Raw genomic sequence first — 20,943 nt, forward strand, 5'->3', positions numbered from 1 at the left:
GCGGGCTGCCGCGGGGCCGCTACCGCGGGGCGCGGCGCTCCTCAGCAGCGCACGGCTCCGGGGGCGCGTCGGCGAGCAGCGGCGCCCGGGCCGCGGCCCGGATCGTCACGCGCGTGAGCTCGTGAGCCGGCGCTCACGCGCGCTGTGCGGCGGGGGCCTGGCCCAGTGTGCCGTGCGGCGGCGATCCGGCGGCCAGCTCCTTGGCGGCCTCGGTGAGGTCCTTGGCCGTGTCGATGGCGCGCCAGTACGCGCCGTGGGGCAGCGGGAACCCGGCCAGGCGGCGCTCGCGGGCGAGCCGGGGGAAGGTGGTGCGCTCGTGGTCCCCGCGGTCGGGGAGCAGCGCGGTGAAGTCGGCGGAGAAGACGTAGACGCCGGCGTTGATGAGGTACGGCGACGGCGGCGCCTCGATGAAGTCGAGGACATGGCCGAACTCGTCGGTCTCCACCGCGCCCCAGGGGATGCGCGGGCGGGCCAGGGCGAGCGTGGCGACGGCGTCGCGCTCGCGGTGGAAGTCGGCCATGTCGCGGAGCGAGAAGCGGGTCCAGATGTCGCCGTTGGTGGCGTACCAGGACCGGTCGGGGTGCGGGAGCGACGCGGCGGCGAACTTGAGACCGCCGCCGCGGCCCAGCGGCTCCTTCTCGACGACCGTCGTCACCCGCAGCGGCAGATCCGCCGACTCCAGCCAGTCCTGGAGCACCGCCGCGAGGTGACCGCAGGAGACGACGGCGTCGGTGACGCCCTCGGCGGCCAGCCAGGCGAGCTGGTGGCCGATGATCGGGGTGCCGGTGCCGGGGATCTCGACCATGGGCTTGGGCCGGTCGTCGGTGTACGGGCGCAGCCGCGAGCCCTGGCCTCCGGCCAGGACGACGGCTTGTGTGGGGCGCGCGGGCAGCGGGTGCCGCGTCGCGGTGCGGGCGTCATCTGTCATGGGCCGCACGATATGCGGTGGCGTGGTGTGTGCCACGAGCCGCGTCAGCGGCGGGCCCGGGTGACGCCGGTCGCGTACGAGGTGTCGCAGACCGGACGGGAGTAGGCCTGGGCGCGGTCCGCGCCGCCGTACTTGGCGACCGCGGCGCGGCCGAGCGCGCGGGCGATGGAGGCGCAGTGCCTGGCCAGCGAGGGCCGCTCGGATGTGGCGACTTGGAGATGGGTGAGGGCCACGCCCGGGTCCTTCTCCTGGAGTTCGGCGAGCAGCCGGTCGCGCAGCGCCTCGTGCGGGGCGCGGTGGGCGGCGCGGGTGGATGCCTTGTCGGAGGAGGCGGTGAGGATCTGCGACTCGGCCGCCGGGGATGCCCACGGGACGCGGGTGACGGCGAGCGTCCCGGAGAGGACGAGGACGACGGGGAGGACGAGGGCGAGAGTTCTGCCGATGCGGCGGGCTGCGGTGTTCAAGGACGTTCCTCGCGGTTCTTGACTGCGGTACGCGGCGATCGTAGCGAGGAGCGATGATTTGGCGACATTTAGTCACCGTTTTGGGGGACCCGATACGGCAGAGAAGGGGGCGAGCCTTGACGGGTTGGGGTGAAATGCCCGGTATGTGAAGACATTTATCTGTCGGGCTATTTGTCGATACAGCAACAGGCGCCGCCCGCCCGCACAGAGGCGGACGGACGGCGCCGTGGAGTCAATCGGATTGTCGCGCGCTCAATCGGCTCAGACGGTCAGTCGCTGAGCCGCTCGCCCGTGGACGTCGAGAAGACATGGGTCTCGCCCGGGCGCGGGACGACGTGCAGCTGGGCACCCTTCTCCGGCACCTGGCGGCCGTTGACCCGGACGACCAGGTCCTTGACCTCGCCGCCGACCTCGGCCGTGCCGTAGACGTACCCGTCGGCGCCGAGTTCCTCGACGACGTTGACGGTGACGGCCAGACCGGCCGGGGCGTCCTTGCTCTCCTTGGTGAGGGCCTTGGCGGCGGCGCCGCCCTCCTCGACCACGTCGAAGTGCTCGGGGCGGACGCCGACGGTGACCGTGCGGTCGCCCTTGTCGGCCGCGGCGCTCAGCGCCTCACGGCTGACCGGGACGACGCTGTTGCCGAACTTCACGCCGCCGTCGGTGATCGGCACCTCGACCAGGTTCATCGCCGGGGAGCCGATGAAGCCCGCGACGAACAGGTTGTTGGGGCGGTCGTACATGTTGCGCGGCGAGTCGACCTGCTGCAGCAGCCCGTCCTTGAGGACGGCCACCCGGTCGCCCATGGTCATGGCCTCGACCTGGTCGTGGGTGACGTACACGGTGGTGATGCCCAGCCGGCGCTGCAGGCTGGCGATCTGGGTACGGGTCTGCACGCGGAGCTTGGCGTCCAGGTTGGACAGCGGCTCGTCCATGAGGAAGACCTGCGGCTCACGCACGATCGCGCGGCCCATCGCGACACGCTGCCGCTGACCACCGGAGAGCGCCTTGGGCTTGCGGTCCAGGTACTCGGTGAGGTCCAGGATCTTGGCCGCTTCCTCGACCTTCTGCCGGATCTCCGTCTTGTTGACGCCGGCGATCTTCAGCGCGAAGCCCATGTTCTGGGCCACGGTCATATGCGGGTACAGCGCGTAGTTCTGGAACACCATCGCGATGTCCCGGTCCTTCGGCGGAAGGTGGGTGACATCGCGGTCGCCGATCCGGATCGAACCGCCGTTGACGTCCTCGAGGCCGGCGAGCATCCGCAGGGAGGTGGACTTGCCGCAGCCGGAGGGGCCGACGAGAACGAGGAACTCGCCGTCCTCGATGTCGATCTCGAGCTGATCGACGGCGGGCTTCTCAGTGCCCGGGTAGATCCGGGTCGCCTTGTCGTACGTAACCGTGGCCATGCTGATCTGGTCCCTTCACCGGCAGGAACGTGCCGGACGATCCGAGTAAAGGCAGGGGTCTAGTCCACTTGCGCGGACTGGCCGTGACCTTAACTCGGAGTGGGGCTCCCTGTCTCTACCTGTGCTGACCAAACTTTGGGCGAGCGGAGAATTTCGAACGGATCACCCCCTCGGCGTGGGTACACTGCTGGGGACGCGCCGACTTAGCTCAGCTGGTAGAGCACCGCTCTTGTAAAGCGAAGGTCGTCGGTTCGAGCCCGACAGTCGGCTCCGCGAGCGCACGGCCCTTCGTGGCGGACCACGGAGGGCCGTTCGTCTCGCCCCTCACACCCATCCCGTGCCCCGGGTTCCCGTCCCGGCTGTCAACAAATTGCCAGCCGCGCCCCCGCGTGATCGCCCACCGTTGCCCTCCGAGTGCGCTGCGCATTCGGAGCGGGGTCACCTGGGGCGGAGTTTCCGGGTCGGAGTGCAGCTTGTTGACAATCCCGTGGCCGTCGCACCGTGGCGCTAAGCATAAGCGGCACAAAAGTGGGCGATTTTGCTTGATCTTTACCAACTGTAGTGCGTTGACTGGCTTGCTGAGGGCGAACTAATCTCGCGCCGCAGGGCCTTGTACGGCCTTTCCGGCCACAATCCACCTACTGGACACGGGCTTCTCGACCGCGGGGAAGAAGGGCTACTCGCGGGTTGAGAACCGGTGGGTAACGGTGGCGCGGAAGTTCGTGATGCGGAAGTTCGTGATTCTGATCGGCGGCTGTGTCATTGCGGATTCAATTACGGGGCGGCCGCCGATCGCCTTCGCGGCCGTTCTCGGTGACTTGGGACGGTCGGCAGCAACCGACGGGTATGCGACGGACGGGTCGTGTGCCGCATGGGGGAGTCATGGCTGAACTGTCCATGTCCAAACTGTCCACGTCCAATACAAAGGAAGAGGCGGCGGCGTCCATGCTCGGCGCCCCGGCCCAGTCCCCGCCGATGGTGCTGGCCACCGACGGCCCCGCCGTCAGACAGGCCATCGGGCAGCTCCTGTCGCGCGCCCGGCACAGCATCAGTCTGATCGTGCCCGGCACCTTCGAGCGGGCCAAGCCGATCCTCCCGCAGATGGGCCGGTTCAGCGCCGTCGCGGGCACCGGGGTCACCGTGCGGGTGCTCTGCACCCCGCAGGTCCTGGCCCCGCTCGGCATCCTCGCCGCCGCGCGGCGCGGCCCGCTGGGCTATGAGCTCCGGGTCGCGGACGTGGATCTGCAGGGGACCGTGATCGCCGACGGCAGAGCCGCCTTCGGCCGGTCGGGCGGCGAGTGCGGCGGCCGGTACGCGACCTTCAACTACGACCCCGCCTCGGTCCGCGCCCTGGACCTGATGTTCGCCGGGGCCTGGGGCAGCGCGATGCCGCTGGACGAGCATCAGCGCCTGGCCGACCGGCTGCGCTCGGACTCGGTACGGATGATCCTGGAGCGCCTGCGCGAGGGTCACACGGACGATGTGGCGGCGCGCCAGATCAGGGTCTCGCTGCGCACGTACCGCCGCCATGTCGCGGCGATCATGCGTGACGTCGGGGCCAACTCCCGCTTCCAGGCCGGGGTGCGCGCCGTCGAACTGGGGCTGTTGTCGGACGTCGACTGACGTGACCGGGCACGAGGAGGGCGGCGTCGAAAACGAGCTGGCCGAGCAGGCCATCGCCCAGGAACTCCTGGCGGTACGCGCGCTCATAGCATCCACGGTCGCCGCGTCAGCCGCGGCTGCCGAATCCGTCGTCGGCGATTCCGGGGCCGGTGATTCCGGCTCTGGCCAATCCGGTTCCGGCCAATCCGGGGTCGGTGATTCCGGGGCGGCCGAATCCGCGGCCGGCCAGGGCGCCGGGCGACCGCGGGGGAACTCCTGGGTCGCGGCGGTGGAAACGGACGAGGAAGAAATTCGAACGGCTGCCGAAGAGCTGATCCGGGAGGCCGGCGGGAATGTCGACGTGGTGCTCGCGGCGGAGGCCGCGCATGTCGGTGCGCTGCATTCCGTACTGAGCGAATGGCTCCGCTCCGGCGGCGAGGACGTGAGAACACGTGTTCTGTGCGCCCAGAACTCACTCGACTGGAATTTTGTGCGACGGCACGCCAGGGACCGGCGGCATCTGGAGGTCCGGGTCGCCCGGATTCCGCTGCTCGCCGCGTTCATCGTCGACGGCCGCGCCGCGCTGGTGTGCGCCGACTCCGCGGTCGGCCGCCGGGCCTCCGCCATCCGTGACCCGGGGGTCATCGAGACCCTGCAGACCCTCTTCGACGGCATCTGGCGCAATGCGGTGGTGGTGAACGAGCGGGTCGACTTCGGCGACCACCCCCGGATGGAGATGGTGCGGCCGATCCTGGAGTGGCTGAGGCTCGGCGTCACCGACGAGGTCGCCGCGCGCGAGCTGTCGGTCTCGGTGCGCACATATCGCCGCTATGTCGCCGAGATCATGGCCCTGCTGGGTGCGAGCTCCCGGTTCCAGGCCGGGGTGCGCGCCGCTGAGCTGGGGCTACTGCCGGTCACACCCCCCGGGGACGCCCAACGGGACCCGCCGCGAGACCCCCCGCGCCACCGGCGCTGAGCCGGTGGCGAGGAGGCGGTGACCGTGGCCGGTTGAGGTGCTGGCAGCTTCCTGTAGGCGCGTTGCGGGTGCTCTGGGCGTCCGGCTAGACATGATGAACTGACCTGACGAAAGCCGTAGTTGCGGACGGTCCTGGCGCATGGGAGTGACCGGCCCGACAAGGAGGCACTCTTATGACGATTTCAACTCCCGAAATGTTGGTGACGAGTCACCGGAAGACGACTCGGGGAAACACGGCTCCGGCCGCCCCCGCCGCCCCGGAAAGGATGACTCCGGAAAGGATGACTCCGGAACGGATATCTCCAGACCGGAGCTCCCCGGACCGGACCTCCCCGGAGCAGTTGCTGAGCGGAGTGGGTGTGCTCGACAAGGCATCGCTGCTGCTCGGTGTCCTGGAAGCGGGCCCGGCCTCCCTGGCCAGGCTGGTCTCCGCCACCGGCCTCAAACGCCCCACCGTGCACCGGCTGGTGCTCGCCCTGGAGCGGCTGCGGCTGCTCGCCCGGGACGCACAGGGCCGCTTCATTCTGGGGCCGAGGCTCGGGCTGATGGCCCTGGAAGCCTGTCGGGACCACCTGGCGACGACGGCGGAGCCCGTGCTGAGCGAGTTGCGCGATATGACCGGCGCCAGCGCCCGGCTCTACCGGCGCCGCGGCTATATGCGTATCTGCGTCGCCGAGGCCGCGGTGACCGGCAACCCGGTCGCACAGGACCGGGTGCCGGTCGGCGCCGCCCTGCCGATGAACGCCGGCCCCGTCTCGCAGGTGCTGCTGGCCTGGGAGCGGCCCGAGGACCTGTACGAGGGGCTGCGCGGGGCCCAGTTCACCGCCGCCACGCTCTCCGGCGTACGGCGCCAGGGCTGGGCCCAGAGCGTCGGCGGGCGGGAGCACGGGATAGCCGCGGTGGCGGCCCCGGTGCGCGGCCCCGGCGGCCGGGTGGTCGCCGCGCTGTCGATCTCCGGGCCCATCGGGCGGATGTCCAACACCCCGGGCCGGGTCTACGGCAGCGCGGTGATCGACGCGGCGGTACGGCTCGGCAGCGGGTTCCAGCGCTGACGCCGGGGCCGCCTCCTGTCGCGGGCCGCCCCCTGTCGCGGGGCGGCCACCGCTGCGGGATGCTGTGCGCATGCCGACGCCCGCTGAGCACCAGCTCGCCCCCATGACCCTTGAGGACTACACCGCCCGGATGTCCCGGGCCGCCCGCACCGCCGCCGACGCCGGGCTGGCCGGGCTGGTGGTCACCCCCGGCCCGGACATGGTCCATCTGTGCGATTACCGCCCCCCGGCGGAGACCGAGCGCCTCACCGCCCTGATGCTCGTCCCGGGGCAGACGCCCCGGCTCCTGGTGCCCTTGCTGGAGCGGCCGGACGCGCTGGCCGCGACCGGCGTGGGGGCGACCGAGGTGACCGGCTGGACCGACGGCGGCGACCCGTACCGGACGGCGGCGGACATGCTGCCGCCGCGCGGCCGTTACGGGATCTCCGACGAGACCTGGGCCGTCCACCTGCTCGGCCTCCAGCGCCTCCTGCCGGACACCTCCTACTCCGCGATCGGCGAGGCGCTGCCCATGCTGCGCGCGGTCAAGGACACCCACGAGGTGCAGCGGCTCGCGTCCGCGGGGGCGGCCGCCGACGCGGCGTACGAGGAGATCGTGCAGGTCCGCTTCGCCGGTCGGCGGGAGCGCGATATCGCCGCCGACCTCAGCGCGCTGCTGCTGCGGTACGGCCACAGCCAGGTCGACTTCACACTCGTGTGCTCCGGCCCCAACGGCGCCAACCCGCACCACGAGGCCGGGGAGCGGGTGATCGAGGAGGGCGACATGGTGGTGCTGGACTTCGGTGGCCTCAAGGACGGCTACGGCTCCGACACCACGCGTACGGTGCACGTCGGCGAGCCGACGAAGGAAGAGCGCAAGGTCCACGACATCGTGCGCGAGGCGCAGCAGGCGGCGTTCGAGGCGGTCCGGCCGGGGGCGGCCTGCCAGGACATCGACCGGGTGGCGCGCCAGGTGATCAACGAGGCGGGCTACGGCGAGTACTTCATCCACCGCACCGGCCACGGCATCGGCGTCACGACGCATGAGCCGCCCTATATGGCGGAGGGCGAGCAGCTGCCGCTGGTGCCGGGGATGTGCTTCTCGATCGAGCCGGGGATCTATCTGCCGGGGCGGTTCGGGGTGCGTATCGAGGACATCGTGACCTGCACGGAGACGGGCGGGCGCCGGCTGAACAACACGGCCCGGGAGCTGCGGGTCGTGGCCTGAGGGCGGAGCGGATACGGGAGGGGGCCCGGGGCCGGTGCCGCTCTCCCCTCGTGCAGCGGCACCGGCCCCGCGGGCCCGGTCTGGTGGCGGCAGGACGGTTTGCGGGTTTACGGCACCAGCACGACCTTGCCCGTCGTGGCGCGCGTCTCCAGGGCCCGGTGGGCGGCCGCCGCCTCGGCGAGGGGGAAGCGGTGCACCCCCGGGACGAGACGGCCGGCCGCGGCCTCGGCCATGGAGCGCTCCTCCAGCGTGCGGATCGGGTCCGGCCCGCCGGCCTTCGCCAGCATCGGCGGGCCGAGCACGACCTGCGAGGTGATGCCGCGGGCCGTCAACTCCTCCTCGCCGAACTCCAGCGGGCCGCCACCGCCGGTGAGCAGCCCGCCCGAGGACCAGCCGAAGACGAGGTGACGGCCGCCGGGGCCGAGCAGGTCCACGCCCGCGCGGCCGGGCTCCCCGCCGACGCCGTCGAACAGCACGGTCGCGGCCCGGCCGCCGAGGGCCGCCCGGACCTGGCCGGGCCAGCCCGGGTCCGTGTAGTCGACGGCGATGTCGGCGCCCAGTTCGCGTACCCGCGCCACCTTCTCGGGGCCGCCCGCCAGCGCCACGACCGTGGCGCCCGCATGCCCCGCGTACTGCACCAGGAGCTGGCCGATCCCGCCCGCCGCCGAGGTGACGATCGCGACGTCGTCGGCGGTCAGCTCGGCGAACTGCAGGATCCCCATCGTGGTCCTGCCGGTGCCGATCATGGCGACGGCCTGGGCCTCGTCCAGGTTCGCGGGCACCTCGTGCAGCTTCCCGGCGGCGACCACGGCCAGTTCGGCGTAGCCGCCGGGCACCATCCCGAGGTGGGCGACCACGCGCTTGCCGAGCCACGCCGGGTCGGTGCCCTCGCCCAGCGCCTCGACCGTGCCCGCGACCTCGCGGCCGGGGATGGTCGGCAGTTCGGGCGCGGCGTGGGTGGCGGTGGTCTGGCCCGCGCGCAGGGCGGTGTCGAGCAGATGGACCCCGGCCGCGGCGACCGCGATCCGGACCTCGCCCGGGCCCGGCACCGGATCGTCGGTCTTCTCGTAGGTCAGGTTCTCGGCGGGGCCGAAGGCGTGCAGGCGGATGGCGTACATGGGTGATCTCCCTGCGCTGGTGGGCTGTTTGTACGGCCACCCTCCAACCTCAACCAAAGTTCAGGTCAAGGGGCGTTGAGCCATGCCCGGACGTGATGGCGGTCACCGAGGAGCCGTCCCCGACCCGCCCACCGAGCGCGAGCGTGACCGCGGTGAGCGCGCTGTTGAACGACACCTCGCAGAGCACCCCCGGCGCCGCCACCTGGTCACCCGCCAGATACACCCCGTCGCCCCGGTGGATCGCCGGCCGGTCCCGCCAGGAGGTGCCGGGCGCGTCCACCGCCCCCGTACGCCCGGTCGCCAGGGCCACCCGGCGGAAGACCGTACGCTCGCGCCAGCCCGGAAAGCCCAGGTCCAGCAGGTGTTCGGCGCGGGCGAGGCCGTCGGCCCTGGTCTCGTCCGGGCCGATGGGCACCTGGCCCTGGAGCAGCTGCTCGCCGGGCGGGGCCAGCGAGGGGTCCTGGGCCGTGAAGCGTTCGACCCAGCCGGGGGAGTCGAGGTCGGAGACGGCGAACGCGTCGCCGCGCCGGGTGCGTACGGCCAGGTCGACCAGGACCGTACGGCCGCTGTCCCAGGTGAGTGAGGCGTCGCCGAGCAGCGCGCGGGCGGTGGGCAGCGCGGTCGCGACGATCACCGGGCCCTGGTCGGTGGGCAGCGTGTCCACGCGGGAGCCGGTTTCGAGGCGTACACCGAGCTTCCAGGCGTGGTCGGCCATCCGCTCGACGACCGCGCCCCAGCCGCCGCGCACATAGCGGGCCTCCGGCGGCACCTTGGCGGAACGCCGGAACCGCTCCTGGACAAAGGCGGCCGACAGCTCCCCGGGGGCGTGGTGGAAGGTGGCGACGCCGACGTAGTTGGCGGCCGCGCGGGCTCCGGCCGCGCCGACGACGCCCGTCGCCCAGGTGGTGAAGTCGGTGTCGACCGGCGCCCGTTTGGCCCGCAGCAGCCTGATCATGGCGGCCGGCGGCACGCGGCGCAGCCGCCCGTCGCGGTGGAAGCGCAGCCGGGCGGCCTCCAGGGGGGAGAGGTGAGCAAGCGGGCCGGCCAGCCCACGCTGCTTCAGCCACGCCCAGTGCGGCCCGCCCGCGTAGAAGGCGTGCGGGCCTTCGCCCGCGCGGTACGGCGCGGGGGCGGTGCGGGCGCGGCCGCCGAGTGAGTGATGGGCCTCGTGCAGGGTCACCACGGCTCCTGCCTCGGCGGCGGCGATGGCCGCGGTGAGGCCGGCCAGACCGCCGCCGACGACGGTGATACGGCGCATGGGCAGCACTCCTTCCCGTACTGCGACCCAGGTCGGATCGCGTTTCACGGGTACGACGAGGCGGCGCGGCGAGACGTGACATCGGGCCGTTGTCAGTGGCGTCGTTCACGATGGAGGGCGGGCCATGGCAGGGCACGACAGGTGAGCGACGGGACGGAGCAGGCATGGCGGGGCGCGGCAGGAGCGGGGCGGCGGGCGTGGTGCGGGCGGCGCGGCGGCCCGAGGTGGTACTGCCCGAGCTGCGGCCTTACGAGGGCGGGGAGCTGGAACCGGAGGGGGACTACGACGGGCTGGACTTCGCCGACCTGGACTTCGCCGGACAGCGGGCGGGCGGCGCGCGCTTCCTGGACTGCGGGATCCGCCGCTGCGGATTCGACGAGGCCCGGCTGTCCCGGGCCAGGTTCCTCGACTGTGTGCTGGAGGGCGTGCGGGGCGTGGGCGCCGATGTCTCGGAGGCGCGGCTGCGGGATGTGGAGCTGGTGGACGCCCGGCTGGGCGGGGTCCAGCTGCACGGGGCGGTGCTGGAGCGGGTGCTGGTCCGCGGCGGGAAGATCGACTATCTGAATCTGCGGACGGCACGGCTGACGGACGTCGTCTTCGAAGGGTGTGTGCTGGCGGAGGCGGACTTCGGCGGGGCGGTGCTGGAGCGGGTCGAGTTCGTGGACTGTGCGCTGCGCGGGGCGGACTTCACCCAGGCGCGGATGACGGACGTCGATCTGCGCGCGGTCACGGAGCTGGACATCGCGCGGGGTACGGAGCATCTGGCGGGCGCGGTGATCAGCCCGCCGCAGCTGCTCGACCTGGCTCCGGCGCTCGCGGCCCGGCTGGGCATCCGGGTGGAGGAGGCGGTCAGGACTTAGTGCCGCGTCAGTCAAGGTTTGTCCGGTAGCGAGGCGTCCTGGTGCGGTCAGCTGCAAGGCGCCGGATCGGCCTCCGGGGGCACCTCCCGGCCGAAGGCTGGGGGCGGGCCTACTCGGCTGATTCGGTAACGCAGCAGATGGCCGTGCCAGGGCGGCGAGCGGGGCAAACCTTGGCTGATGGGGCACTGAGATCAGACGCGGGGGTAACGGGCCTGTAGCTCCCACACCGCCGGGTTGTCGGCCAGCCCCTCGTGCATATCGGTGAGGTCCGCGATCAGATCGTGCAGAAAGTCGCGGGCCTCCCGGCGCAGCGCGGTGTGGTTGAAGGTGAGCGGCGCGTCCTCGGCCTCCACCCAGTCGGCCGTGATGTCCACCCAGCCGAAGCGCCGTTCGAAGAGCAGCCGGTCGGTCGACTCGGTGAAGTCCAGCTCGGCGTGGACGGGGCGCGCGGAGCGGCTGCCGAGCGGATCGCGGTCGAGCCGTTCCACGATGTCGCACAGCGCCCAGGCGAAGTCGAGCACGGGCACCCATCCCCAGGCTGTGGACAGTTCGCGGTCCGCTTCCGTATCGGCGAGGTAGACATCGCCGCAGAACAGGTCGTGGCGCAGGGTGTGCACATCCGCGCTGCGGTAGTCCGTCTGCGGGGGGTCGGGGAAGCGGCGGGAGAGGGAGTAGCCGAGGTCGATCACACGGTCGATGGTGTCACGGCGGTCCCGCCCGCCGGCCCGCGCGGTTCCGCCGGGCGGGACGGCACGGGCTGATGCGGACCGGCGCGTACGGTGCGGCCCGATGCGGACCGGCGAGGGCGATGCGGGCCGACGGGCCCCATGCCGGCCGGCCCGGGACGCCCTCAGTGGCCGCGGGCGATCCACTCCTCCAGATGCGGGGCCTCGTCGCCGATGGTGGTCGGGTCGCCGTGGCCGGTGCGTACGACGGTCTCCGTCGGCAGCGACAGCAGCCGCTTCCGGATGGACTCGATGATCGTCGGGAAGGACGAGTACGAGCGGCCGGTCGCCCCGGGGCCGCCCTGGAAGAGCGTGTCCCCGGAGAAGACCGTGGTCAGCGTGGGGGCATGGAGACAGACCGCGCCCGGGGAGTGGCCGGGGGTGTGCAGCACCCGCAGCTCGGTGCCGCCGACGGTGAGCACATCGCCGTCAGCCAGCGCCCCGTCCGGCTTGCGGTCCGGGTGCCGCATGCGCCACAGCACCTCGTCGTCCGGGTGCAGCAGGATCGGCGCGCCGGTGCGGTCGGCGACCTCCGGGGCCGCGTCGATGTGGTCGTCGTGGCCGTGGGTGCACAGGATGCCGAGCAGCCGCCGGCCGCCGACCGCCTCGATGATCGCGTCCGCGTCATGGGCGGCGTCGATGACGTACACCTCGTTGTCGTCGCCGATCAGCCAGACGTTGTTGTCCACCTCCCAGGTGCCGCCGTCCAGGGAGAAGGTGCCGGAGGTGACCAGCCGGTCGATGCGCACGGGCGGGGGAGTCATCAGAGCGTCACCACCGAGCGCAGCACCTCGCCGCGGTGCATCTTCGCGAACGCCTCCTCGACATCGTCAAGACCGATCGTCTCGCTGACGAACGCGTCCAGGTCGAGCCGCCCCTGCAGATACAGGTCGATCAGCATCGGGAAGTCGCGGGAGGGCAGGCAGTCCCCGTACCAGGAGGACTTGAGCGCGCCGCCGCGTCCGAAGACGTCCAGGAGCGGCAGCTCCAGCTTCATCTCCGGGGTGGGCACGCCGACCAGCACCACGGTGCCGGCCAGGTCACGGGCGTAGAAGGCCTGGCGGTAGGTCTCGGGCCGGCCGACCGCGTCGATCACGACATCGGCGCCATGGCCGCCGGTCAGCTCCTGGATGGCCTCGACGGTGTCGGCGGTCTTGCCGTTGACGGTGTGGGTGGCGCCCAGGGTGCGCGCCATCTCCAGCTTCCGGTCGTCCACGTCCACCGCGATGATCTTCGAGGCTCCGGCCAGCCGGGACCCGGCGATCGCCGCGCCGCCGACGCCGCCGCAGCCGATGACGGCGACCGAGTCGCCGCGCCCCACCGCGCCGGTGTTGATCGCCGCGCCGAGGCCGGCCATCACGCCGCAGCCCAGCAGGCCCGCCGCCGCGGGCGATGCGGCCGGGTCGACCTTGGTGCACTGCCCGGCCGCCACCAGGGTCTTCTCGGCGAAGGCGCCGATGCCCAGGGCCGGGGACAGCTCGGTGCCGTCGGTGAGGGTCATCTTCTGGCGCGCGTTGTGGGTGTTGAAGCAGTACCAGGGGCGGCCGCGCAGACAGGCCCGGCACTGGCCGCATACGGCACGCCAATTGAGGATCACGAAGTCGCCGGGGGCCACCTCGGTGACGCCCTCCCCGACGGACTCCACGACACCGGCCGCCTCATGGCCGAGCAGGAAGGGGAACTCGTCGTTGATGCCGCCCTCCCGGTAGTGCAGGTCGGTGTGGCACACACCGCACGCCCGCACCTGCACCACCGCCTCGCCGGGCCCGGGGTCCGGCACCACGATCGTCTCGATCCTGACCTGCTCGCCTTTGCCCGGGGCGATGACACCGCGTACGTGTTGAGTCATGGCAGCAGCGTATGTGCCGATCAGCGGTGGGGACAGCAGGGACAGCGGCGGTGGGGGCGGGAACGGGCCGCACCGGATTGCGGTGCGGCCCGTCGCGCCTACTTCGTGATCACTTCACGTTGATCGCGGTCCAGGCGGCCGCGACGGCCTTGTACTCGGCGCTGCTCGCCCCGTACAGGTCGGTCGCCGCGCTGAGCGTGGCGGTGCGGGCCTGCGCGTACTTGGAGGTGGAGGTCAGGTACGTGGTCAGGGCCTTGTACCAGATCTTGATGGCCTTGTCCCGGCCGATACCGGTGACCGTGGAGCCGTCGTACGTCGGGCTGTTGTAGCTCACGCCGTTGATGGTCTTCGCACCGCTGCCCTCGGACAGCAGGTAGATGAAGTGGTTGGCGGGCCCGGAGGAGTAGTGGACGTCGATGTTGCCGAGCGTCGAGGACCAGTAGTCCCGGGACGCCCCGTCCTTGCTGGGCTTGTCCATGTAGCGCAGCGGGGTGCCGTCGCCGTTGATGTTGATCTTCTCGCCGATGAGGTAGTCACCGACGTCGGCGGAGTTGGACGCGTAGAACTCCACGGCGGTGGCCATGATGTCGGACGTGGCCTCGTTGAGGCCGCCGGACTCGCCGCTGTAGTTGAGCTTGGCGGTGGCCGCGGTCACGCCGTGGCTCATCTCGTGGCCGGCCACGTCGATCGAGGTGAGCGCGTTGTTGTTGCCCGAGCCGTCGCCGTAGGTCATGCAGAAGCAGGAGTCCTGCCAGAAGGCGTTGACGTAGCTGTTGCCGTAGTGGGTCCGGGAGTACGAGCCGACACCGTCGTTCTTGATGCCGTTGCGGCCCAGCACGTTCTTGTAGAAGTCCCAGGTCTCCGCGGCGCCGTAGTGCGCGTCCACACCGGCGGTCTGGCGGCCGCCGCCCCACACGTCGTCGGCGTCGGTGAACAGGGTGCCGGTGCCCGACGTGCCCTGGTTCAGGTCGTATGTCTTGTGGTTGCCGCGCGTGCTGTCGGTGAGGCTGTAGGTGCTGCCGCTCTTGGTGGTGCCGAGCGTGACCGTGCCGCTGTACTTGCTGGTGCCGCTGCCGGTCTCGACGGCCTCGTCGGCGAACAGCTTCTTGCCGGTGGCCGCGTCGGTGATGACGTGCAGCTCGCTCGGGGTGCCGTCCTTCTGCATGCCCGTGACGACGGTCTCCCAGGCCAGCACCGGCTTCCCGGACGCCGCCCAGATGACCTTCCGCGGCGACTTGCCGGCCTTGTCGTCGGTGGTGGCCGCCTTGAGGGCGGTGCTCTTGGCGTCGGCGGACGAGACCTCGGCGGAGATGCTCGGTACGGAGATCGTGGCCGAGGTCGCCTTGGTCACGGTGCGCGCACCGCTGGCCTTCTCGTGGACGACCAGGTCGCCGCCGAGGACCGGCAGCCCGGCGTACGTACGCTCGTAACGGGTGTGAACGGTGCCGTCCGCGTCCTTGATGACGTCCCGCACCAGAAGCTTCTCCTGGGCCCCGAGCCCGAGGAACTCGGCCTGGGCGGAGGCGTCGGCCTGCGCGGCCTTGATCGCGGACGCACGCTCCTGAGCGGAGAGCGGCAGCGCCGTCGCGCCGGCTTCACGGCTGGACTCGGCCTGGGCGCTGGCCGGGCCGGTCTGCACGCCGATCACGACCATCGCGGCGGAGGCGACGAGGGCCGCGGCGCGGACAGACTTCTTACGGGTGGCGGAAGCGATGGATCTCACTCGGTCTCCTTGCCTTGGGGCCGCGGGGTCGCGGCCCTGTGTAGGGGGTGCGGGCGGCCATGGGTGGGCTGCCCGGTGGTGCGAGGAGTGGTGCGTGAGTGATGCGTGTGTCGCGCTTGCTTCGGTGGTGCCGGCACCTGACGCGCGGTCATCTGACGCCGATGACGTCATCTGGAGTCATCTGACGTGCATCTGACATGCGCGGTGACCGAGCAGAGATTGTCATCGAACGATCTGTTCGGACAGGTCTGAAACAAGAATTTGACTTGGCGTTGTCTCTTCAGGGGCGATTCAGGTCAGGTTTTCGCCACTCAATGACGCCTGGAAGATGAGGGCTTGTCACCTTTCGCACGGCCGCCCTCGGCCGCCGAATCGGCCCCGCCCTGGCTCGCCGCCCAGCTCGCGAGCACCGCAAGCTTCTCCGCGGCGGCCGAGCCCGGCACCGCCGTATATGCGACCAGGAGCTGGTCCGGATCGCCAGGCAGCGTCAGCGTTTCGTATCCCAGCTCCAGATCGCCCACGACCGGATGGCGCATGCGCTTGACTCCGTGGGTCTTCTCCTTGACGGGGTGATCGGCCCAGAGCCGGCGGAATGTCTCGTTCTTCATGGCCAGTTCACCGATCAGCGATGCCATCAGCGGGTCGTCCGGGTGCCGTCCCGCGTCCAGACGCAGATAGGCCACGGTCTCCGCGGCCACCGTGGCCCAGTCGGGGTAGAACTCGCGGGCCGTCGGGTCCAGAAAGGTGTGCCGGGCGGCGTTGCGCTCTCCCTCGGCCATCGCGGAGAAGCCCGACACCGCGTCCGCGAGGGCGTTCCACGCCAGGACGTCCATCCGCCGCCCGAGGACGAACGCGGGCGTGCCCGTCATGGTGTCCATCAGGGTGCGCACCCCCGTACGCAGCGCCCGCCCGCCGCCCTCCCGCGCCGCCCCGCGGCTCCGGCCCCGGCTCTGCTTGGGTCTGGCCAGATCCCGCAGATGGCTGTGCTCGGCCTCGGTCAGCCGCAGCACCCGAGCGACCGCGTCGAGCACGGCGTCGGACACGTTCGAGCCGCGGCCCTGCTCCAGCCGGACGTAGTAGTCCACGCTGACCCCGGCCAGCTGGGCCACCTCCTCCCGGCGCAACCCCGGCACCCGGCGGCGCCCATGGGAGATCAGCCCCACCTCTTCGGGGCGTATACGGGCGCGCCGTGAGCGCAGGAAGTCACCGAGAGCGTCGTCGTGCATGTCTTGAGGGTAGGTGAGCCCTCCGCCGCCAACCTGGTACTGGCAGACCCAGGAAAAGCAGCACCCTGGGTAAGGCGGCGCGGCGACCGCAGCCTTGAGGACGTGCCGGGAGGCACGACACCACTGCACGACACCTCAGGAGCACACAAGATGAACCACGCAGACGTCGCCGCGAACACCGCCACCCTCGCTGCGAACACCGGCGACCTCGCCGGGCGCACCGCCGTCATCACCGGGGCCGCCAGTGGTATGGGCGCGGCGACCGCCCGGCTGCTCGCCGCCCGGGGCGCCCGGGTGGCGCTGTGGGCGCGGCGCGCCGACCGGTTGGAGGAGCTGGCGGGGAAAATCGCCGCCGAGGGCGGACAGGCCCTCGCGGTCCCGGTCGACGTGACCGACGAGTCCTCGGTCGCCGCCGGTGCCGCCCGGGTCCACGACGCCTTCGGCCCGGTGGACCTGGTGGTCAACGGCGCCGGGGTGATGCTGCCGAACCCGATCGACGCCGGCCGGACCGACGAGTGGACCCGCATGGTGGACACCAACCTCACCGGAGCGCTGCGCGTCGTGGGCGCCTTCACTCAGGACCTGCTCGCCGCGGCGGCGGACGGCAGGCCCGCCGACCTCGTCAACATCTCCTCCATCGGGGCACATGTGCCGTTCCCCACCTATGCGGTGTACTCGGCGACGAAGGCCGCGCTCACCCAGCTGTCGGCGTCGCTGCGCACCGAATTCGGCCCGCGGAATGTGCGCGTCACCAACATCGAGCCGGGGCTGACCGAGAGCGAACTCGGCAGCCACGTCGACAACGCGACGGCGACCAGCCAGCTGGACGACATGTTCGCCGCCCTCGGGGGGCTCTCCTCCGAGGACATCGCCGACCTGATCGCATACGTCACCAGCCGCCCGGCCCATGTGAACCTGCGCCAGGTGATCGTGCTGCCCACGCGCCAGGCGTGACACCCGGTGGCTCGGTGCCCTGCAGTCCGGTGGCCCGGCGGTCCGGTGGCCCCGCCGCCCCGCGGCCCCGTGGCGCTGGCCTCGCGCTGCTCAGCGGGGCTGTACCGGCGCCGGTTTCGCCCGGCGAGGGCTACCCCGCGTCGGCCTTCGCCGCCGGGTGCGCTACCCGGCGTCGCCCCCGCCCGGCGCCGTATCCCCGCCCGGCGGGGCGAGCAGTCGGCGTAGCGCGGCCGACACCTCGTGGGCCAGCTCGGCGTTCACGGGTGCGTGTCGGCTCATCAGCCGGTACCACATCACTCCGAAGGCGAGGTCGACCGCGAGGTCGAGCGAGGCCGCGTGTTCGCTCAGCTTCCCCTGCCGTACCGCCCCCTCCAGCACCTCGCGCAGCGCCCGGCGGCGCTCCGCGAGCAGACCGGCCTGCAGCCGGTCGGCGAGTGCGGGGTCGCGCTGGGCCTCGGCCATCAGACCGGCGACGGCCTGGCCGGTCAGCCGCGCGGTCATGTTGTACGCGCCGACGAGAAACGTCTCCAGATCGCGCAGCGGATCGCCGGTGTCCGGCAGGAGCGTCGGGGCCTCGCGCTCCGTCAGATCGCGCAACGCCTCCAGCAGTACGGCCTCCTTCGTCGGCCACCAGCGGTAGACCGTCTGCCGCCCGACCCCGGCGGCCTCGGCGATGCCCTTGATGGTCAGCGGCTGGAAGCCGTCGCGCTGGCACAGCTCCAGCGCCGCGGCCAGGACGGCCCGCCGCGCCTGCTCACTGCGCGGTCTGCCGCGCGCCGGGGTGCCTGTGCCTGTGCCTGTCATGGAACCCACTTTACAAGACACTGTGCCTCGAATTAAATTTAACGAGTCACCATGCCTCGTAAATGGCCTTGAGGAGCAGTAGGCAATGACAGAACGAATCGTGATCATCGGCGGCACATCAGGCATCGGGCTGGCCGCGGCCGAGCGGCAGTTGGCCGCGGGCCGCGAGGTCGTGATCACCGGGCGGGACGCGGACCGCCTGGCTGCCGCCCTGGAGAAGTTGGGCGGGGCCGCCACCGGCCAGTCCGTCGACGCGTGCGACGAGACGGCGATGCGCGCCTTCTTCGCCGGCCTCGGGAGGGTCGACCATGTCGTGATCACGGCTACCGGCGCCTCGGCGGGTGGCCCCTTCAGGGACCTGACGCTCGACGCGCTGCGCACCGCGGTCGAGGGCAAGCTCGTCGCCCAGACGGTCGCCGCGCGGGCGGCGCTCGATGTGCTCGCCCCCGAAGGCTCGCTGACCTTCATCACTGCGGGGTCGTCTGGCTCATCGCTACCTGGTACGGCGGGGCTGGCGGCGGTCAACGCCGCCGTCGAGGCGATGGTTCCGGTGCTGGCCGTAGAGCTCGCGCCGGTCCGGGTCAACGCCGTGTCCCCGGGGGTTATCGCCACCCCGTGGTGGGACTGGATGCCCGCCGAGGCGCGGCAGCAGGCCTTCGACAGCTACGCCAAGGTCACCCCGGCCGGGCGCGTGGGCGCGGCGGAGGACATCGCCGACGCCATCGGCTATCTGATCGGCAACAGCTACACCACGGGCACGGTGCTGTCGGTCGACGGCGGCCTGCGGCTCAACGCAGCAGCGCTGTGACGGTCCGTCCCGCGGTCGCGGGCCGGACCGTACTGATCACCGGCTCGACGGATGGGCTCGGGCGCGAGCTGGCCGTACGGCTCGCCGCCGAGGGCGCGCGAGTGCTGATCCACGGACGGGACGCGGGGCGGGCGGAGGAGGTGTGCGAGCGCATCCGGGAGGCGGCGGCCGGGGCCGGGGCGGGTTCTAGCTCTGACTCCGGGCCCGGCTCTGGGGTCAGCTCTGGCTCCCGCTCGGGTTCTGGCTCTGGTGCGGATTCCGGCTCAGGCTTTGGGTCCGGTTCCGGCTCCGGGTCCGGGTCCGGCCCTGGAGCTGGCTCTGAGCCCGGGGCCAGGTCCAAGGCTGGGGCTGCTTCCGGGTCCGCGTCCGCGTTCAGGCCCGGCCCGCGTCATCAATGTCGCCTCGGTGGGCCAGCAGGCGCTCGACTTCACCGACGTCATGCTGGAGCGCGGCTATGACCGTTCGCGCGCGTACGCCCAGAGCAAGCTCGCCCAGATCATGTTCACCTTCGACCTGGCCGATGAACTCGACCCCGCCGCCGTCTTCGTCGGCGCCCTGCACCCCGCGACGTACATGGCCACGGCCATGGTCCGCGAGGCCGGCGTCGCGCCGTGGAGCACGGTCGAGGAGGGCGTGGAAGCGGTCCTTCACCTTCTCGGCGCACCCGCGCGCGGCGTCCCGTCCGGCCGTTACTTCAACGGCACGGAGGAATCCCGCGCGGATGCCCAGGCGTACGACGCGCAGACGCGGCTTAGGGTGCCTAACAGTCGACGGTTGACTTGGTCTTCCTGGGTTTCGCGGGTGGAGTGGACAGAAGTGCGTAACCCGTACGGGGGTTCGGTCGTTGATGTGATCGTCAGGCCCGGAAGCAGGGCAAGGCGTGTGAGGGGGGTGGGGTGCGGCGCAGGGTTGTGGTGGGTGAGGGGGAGGAGCAGCAGGTCGCGGCGGCCTGCGCCCGCGCGCTGCGGGGCGTGGATGCGGTGACCGGGGAACAGCTCGGTGAGGCGGCTTTGGTGGAGCGGGCCGGGTGGCTGAGCGCTCTGGTCGGGTCTCTGGCGGCGGGCGTGGTCCAGGAGCACTGGAACGGCCCCGACCTGGCTCAGCTTGCCTGCGGCGTCGACCGGTCGGGCGCGTCGCTGCCGTCCCAGGGGTGGATGGCACTGCGGCGGCTGGGCTGGGCGGTGACCGTAGCGGAGGGGGTGTATGTTCCGGACCGGGTGGTCCGGATCGCGCAGGAGCAGGCGGGGCGGGTGCTGCGTTCGGCCTGGTGGCGCGCCGAGATCACCACCGCCCTCCTGGCGACCTGGCCTGCCGATCCTGCACGGCGCACCGAAGCGGAGTGGGAGGCGCTGCGCGCCATGTTGCCCGACGGCCCGGTGGTGGCGAGTGGTGTGCTGCTGGCCCGGACCCGGCAGATCGCCGCCTTCCAGGCCCGCCACCGGCGCCTGCCGACGGGTTTGACGGAGTGCGAGCAGGCACCGGGCGCGGGCGGGCAGGTGGTGCTGGCGGCGGTCGACAAACAGCTCGCCACCCTCGAACGCTGCCCCGAAGACCCGTTCCACTACGGAGTGCTGACGGTGCGGCTGCCGACCCGGTCCGCGCCCGCCTGCCGTGGTGACTGGCATCCGGTACGGGTCCGCTTCCGGCTGCCGCCGCATGTGCCCGCCACAGCGGTGCTGTGCGCACCCACCCTGCGCATCCGCCAGGGTCGGCTTCTTCTCGACGTGCCCTACGCGGTCGCCGCCCCGAAGCCGGAGCGCGTCGGCCACCGACCGCAGTCGCCTTCGACTGGGGCTTGAACACCTTGTTCACCGGCGGCACCCTCCACCTCACCCACGAGGCCCAGCCCCGTGTGCTGACCGACGCACAGCCGGTGTACTTCCGTGCGGGAGGGGTGCTCGCCAAGGCCGACCGGCTCCGCATCCACGCGGAGCGCATCAGCGCCCGCATCGACCAGCTGCGCCCCTGATCGCCTCCCGCCAG

At 71.8% G+C, this 20,943-nt stretch carries 22 protein-coding genes and 1 tRNA gene; 12 read left to right on the forward strand and 11 right to left on the reverse strand.

The window, feature by feature from the left end; genetic code table 11:
* Positions 1-133: 133 nt before the first annotated feature.
* The 3 genes from ACFV2X_RS19250 to ACFV2X_RS19260 all read right to left on the reverse strand — a co-directional run bounded on the left by ACFV2X_RS19250 (position 134) and on the right by ACFV2X_RS19260 (position 2,798).
* Entirely contained in the window at positions 134-928 is a 795-nt protein-coding gene (locus ACFV2X_RS19250; protein WP_385617709.1) for an NDP-sugar synthase, read from the reverse strand.
* Positions 929-972: 44 nt separating this feature from the next.
* Positions 973-1,392 (reverse strand): hypothetical protein, encoded by a 420-nt coding sequence (locus ACFV2X_RS19255; protein ID WP_385617711.1) that lies wholly within the window; start codon positions 1,390-1,392, stop codon positions 973-975.
* Positions 1,393-1,661: 269 nt separating this feature from the next.
* Positions 1,662-2,798: a sn-glycerol-3-phosphate ABC transporter ATP-binding protein UgpC gene (locus tag ACFV2X_RS19260; protein ID WP_358630131.1), complete on the reverse strand. Its 1,137-nt coding sequence runs from the start codon at positions 2,796-2,798 to the stop codon at positions 1,662-1,664.
* Between the two features lie 197 nt (positions 2,799-2,995).
* On the opposite strand from ACFV2X_RS19260, the gene ACFV2X_RS19265 reads away from it, so the two are divergent.
* The 5 genes from ACFV2X_RS19265 (at position 2,996) to ACFV2X_RS19285 (ending at position 7,635) form a co-directional block, all read left to right on the forward strand.
* Positions 2,996-3,068 (forward strand) — tRNA-Thr (locus ACFV2X_RS19265).
* A gap of 612 nt (positions 3,069-3,680) precedes the next feature.
* Complete coding sequence (locus ACFV2X_RS19270; protein WP_385617713.1) at positions 3,681-4,421, forward strand: hypothetical protein; 741 nt, start codon at positions 3,681-3,683, stop codon at positions 4,419-4,421.
* Between the two features lies 1 nt (position 4,422).
* Positions 4,423-5,376, forward strand: coding sequence for a LuxR family transcriptional regulator (locus ACFV2X_RS19275; protein ID WP_385617715.1), 954 nt, complete (start codon positions 4,423-4,425; stop codon positions 5,374-5,376).
* Positions 5,377-5,657: 281 nt separating this feature from the next.
* A complete protein-coding gene (locus ACFV2X_RS19280) occupies positions 5,658-6,428 on the forward strand; it encodes an IclR family transcriptional regulator (protein ID WP_385617717.1) in 771 nt (256 codons plus the stop codon).
* Between the two features lie 70 nt (positions 6,429-6,498).
* Positions 6,499-7,635 (forward strand): M24 family metallopeptidase, encoded by a 1,137-nt coding sequence (locus ACFV2X_RS19285; RefSeq protein ID WP_385617719.1) that lies wholly within the window; start codon positions 6,499-6,501, stop codon positions 7,633-7,635.
* A gap of 107 nt (positions 7,636-7,742) precedes the next feature.
* Here ACFV2X_RS19285 and ACFV2X_RS19290 read toward each other — a convergent pair whose 3' ends face one another.
* Both ACFV2X_RS19290 and ACFV2X_RS19295 read right to left on the reverse strand, forming a co-directional pair.
* Complete coding sequence (locus tag ACFV2X_RS19290) at positions 7,743-8,753, reverse strand: zinc-binding dehydrogenase (protein ID WP_385617721.1); 1,011 nt, start codon at positions 8,751-8,753, stop codon at positions 7,743-7,745.
* A gap of 49 nt (positions 8,754-8,802) precedes the next feature.
* Positions 8,803-10,011 (reverse strand): FAD-dependent oxidoreductase, encoded by a 1,209-nt coding sequence (locus ACFV2X_RS19295; protein ID WP_385617723.1) that lies wholly within the window; start codon positions 10,009-10,011, stop codon positions 8,803-8,805.
* Positions 10,012-10,175: 164 nt separating this feature from the next.
* Here ACFV2X_RS19295 and ACFV2X_RS19300 point away from each other — a divergent pair, with 164 nt between their 5' ends.
* Positions 10,176-10,871 carry a pentapeptide repeat-containing protein gene (locus ACFV2X_RS19300; protein WP_385617725.1) on the forward strand — a complete coding sequence of 232 codons (696 nt, stop codon included), beginning with the start codon at positions 10,176-10,178 and terminating at the stop codon, positions 10,869-10,871.
* A 191-nt stretch (positions 10,872-11,062) separates the two neighbouring features.
* Here ACFV2X_RS19300 and ACFV2X_RS19305 read toward each other — a convergent pair whose 3' ends face one another.
* From ACFV2X_RS19305 to ACFV2X_RS19325, 5 genes are all read right to left on the reverse strand, one after another.
* Positions 11,063-11,560 (reverse strand): hypothetical protein, encoded by a 498-nt coding sequence (locus tag ACFV2X_RS19305; protein WP_385617728.1) that lies wholly within the window; start codon positions 11,558-11,560, stop codon positions 11,063-11,065.
* A gap of 161 nt (positions 11,561-11,721) precedes the next feature.
* Complete coding sequence (locus ACFV2X_RS19310) at positions 11,722-12,360, reverse strand: MBL fold metallo-hydrolase (protein WP_385617730.1); 639 nt, start codon at positions 12,358-12,360, stop codon at positions 11,722-11,724.
* On the reverse strand, positions 12,360-13,445 hold the full coding sequence (locus tag ACFV2X_RS19315; protein ID WP_089508405.1) for an S-(hydroxymethyl)mycothiol dehydrogenase: 1,086 nt from the start codon (positions 13,443-13,445) through the stop codon (positions 12,360-12,362). The genes ACFV2X_RS19310 and ACFV2X_RS19315 overlap by 1 nt, the downstream gene beginning before the upstream one ends.
* Before the next feature lie 109 nt (positions 13,446-13,554).
* Positions 13,555-15,168: a M4 family metallopeptidase gene (locus ACFV2X_RS19320; protein ID WP_385617732.1), complete on the reverse strand. Its 1,614-nt coding sequence runs from the start codon at positions 15,166-15,168 to the stop codon at positions 13,555-13,557.
* Positions 15,169-15,479: 311 nt separating this feature from the next.
* Positions 15,480-16,394 (reverse strand): helix-turn-helix transcriptional regulator, encoded by a 915-nt coding sequence (locus tag ACFV2X_RS19325; RefSeq protein ID WP_385617734.1) that lies wholly within the window; start codon positions 16,392-16,394, stop codon positions 15,480-15,482.
* Positions 16,395-16,544: 150 nt separating this feature from the next.
* On the opposite strand from ACFV2X_RS19325, the gene ACFV2X_RS19330 reads away from it, so the two are divergent.
* The gene (locus ACFV2X_RS19330) at positions 16,545-17,348 is read left to right on the forward strand and encodes an SDR family oxidoreductase (RefSeq protein WP_385617736.1); all 804 of its coding nucleotides are present in this window, start codon (positions 16,545-16,547) and stop codon (positions 17,346-17,348) included.
* 162 nt (positions 17,349-17,510) lie between these two features.
* Here ACFV2X_RS19330 and ACFV2X_RS19335 read toward each other — a convergent pair whose 3' ends face one another.
* Positions 17,511-18,152, reverse strand: coding sequence for a TetR/AcrR family transcriptional regulator (locus ACFV2X_RS19335; protein WP_385617738.1), 642 nt, complete (start codon positions 18,150-18,152; stop codon positions 17,511-17,513).
* Between the two features lie 85 nt (positions 18,153-18,237).
* Between ACFV2X_RS19335 and ACFV2X_RS19340 the strand changes: the two genes are divergently transcribed.
* From ACFV2X_RS19340 to ACFV2X_RS19360, 5 genes are read left to right on the forward strand one after another with little or no spacing between them, the layout of a single operon-like run.
* Positions 18,238-18,960, forward strand: a complete 723-nt coding sequence (locus ACFV2X_RS19340; RefSeq protein ID WP_385617740.1) for an SDR family oxidoreductase — start codon at positions 18,238-18,240, stop codon at positions 18,958-18,960.
* Entirely contained in the window at positions 18,957-19,418 is a 462-nt protein-coding gene (locus ACFV2X_RS19345) for an SDR family NAD(P)-dependent oxidoreductase (RefSeq protein ID WP_385617742.1), read from the forward strand. The genes ACFV2X_RS19340 and ACFV2X_RS19345 overlap by 4 nt, the downstream gene beginning before the upstream one ends.
* Positions 19,366-19,944, forward strand: coding sequence for a hypothetical protein (locus ACFV2X_RS19350; protein WP_385617744.1), 579 nt, complete (start codon positions 19,366-19,368; stop codon positions 19,942-19,944). The genes ACFV2X_RS19345 and ACFV2X_RS19350 overlap by 53 nt, the downstream gene beginning before the upstream one ends.
* A complete protein-coding gene (locus tag ACFV2X_RS19355; protein ID WP_385617746.1) occupies positions 19,857-20,759 on the forward strand; it encodes a hypothetical protein in 903 nt (300 codons plus the stop codon). The genes ACFV2X_RS19350 and ACFV2X_RS19355 overlap by 88 nt, the downstream gene beginning before the upstream one ends.
* Entirely contained in the window at positions 20,756-20,929 is a 174-nt protein-coding gene (locus tag ACFV2X_RS19360) for a hypothetical protein (protein ID WP_385617748.1), read from the forward strand. The genes ACFV2X_RS19355 and ACFV2X_RS19360 overlap by 4 nt, the downstream gene beginning before the upstream one ends.
* Positions 20,930-20,943 lie beyond the last annotated feature (14 nt).

The organism is Streptomyces sp. NPDC059679, assembly GCF_042734105.1.
Taxonomy (GTDB): domain Bacteria; phylum Actinomycetota; class Actinomycetes; order Streptomycetales; family Streptomycetaceae; genus Streptomyces.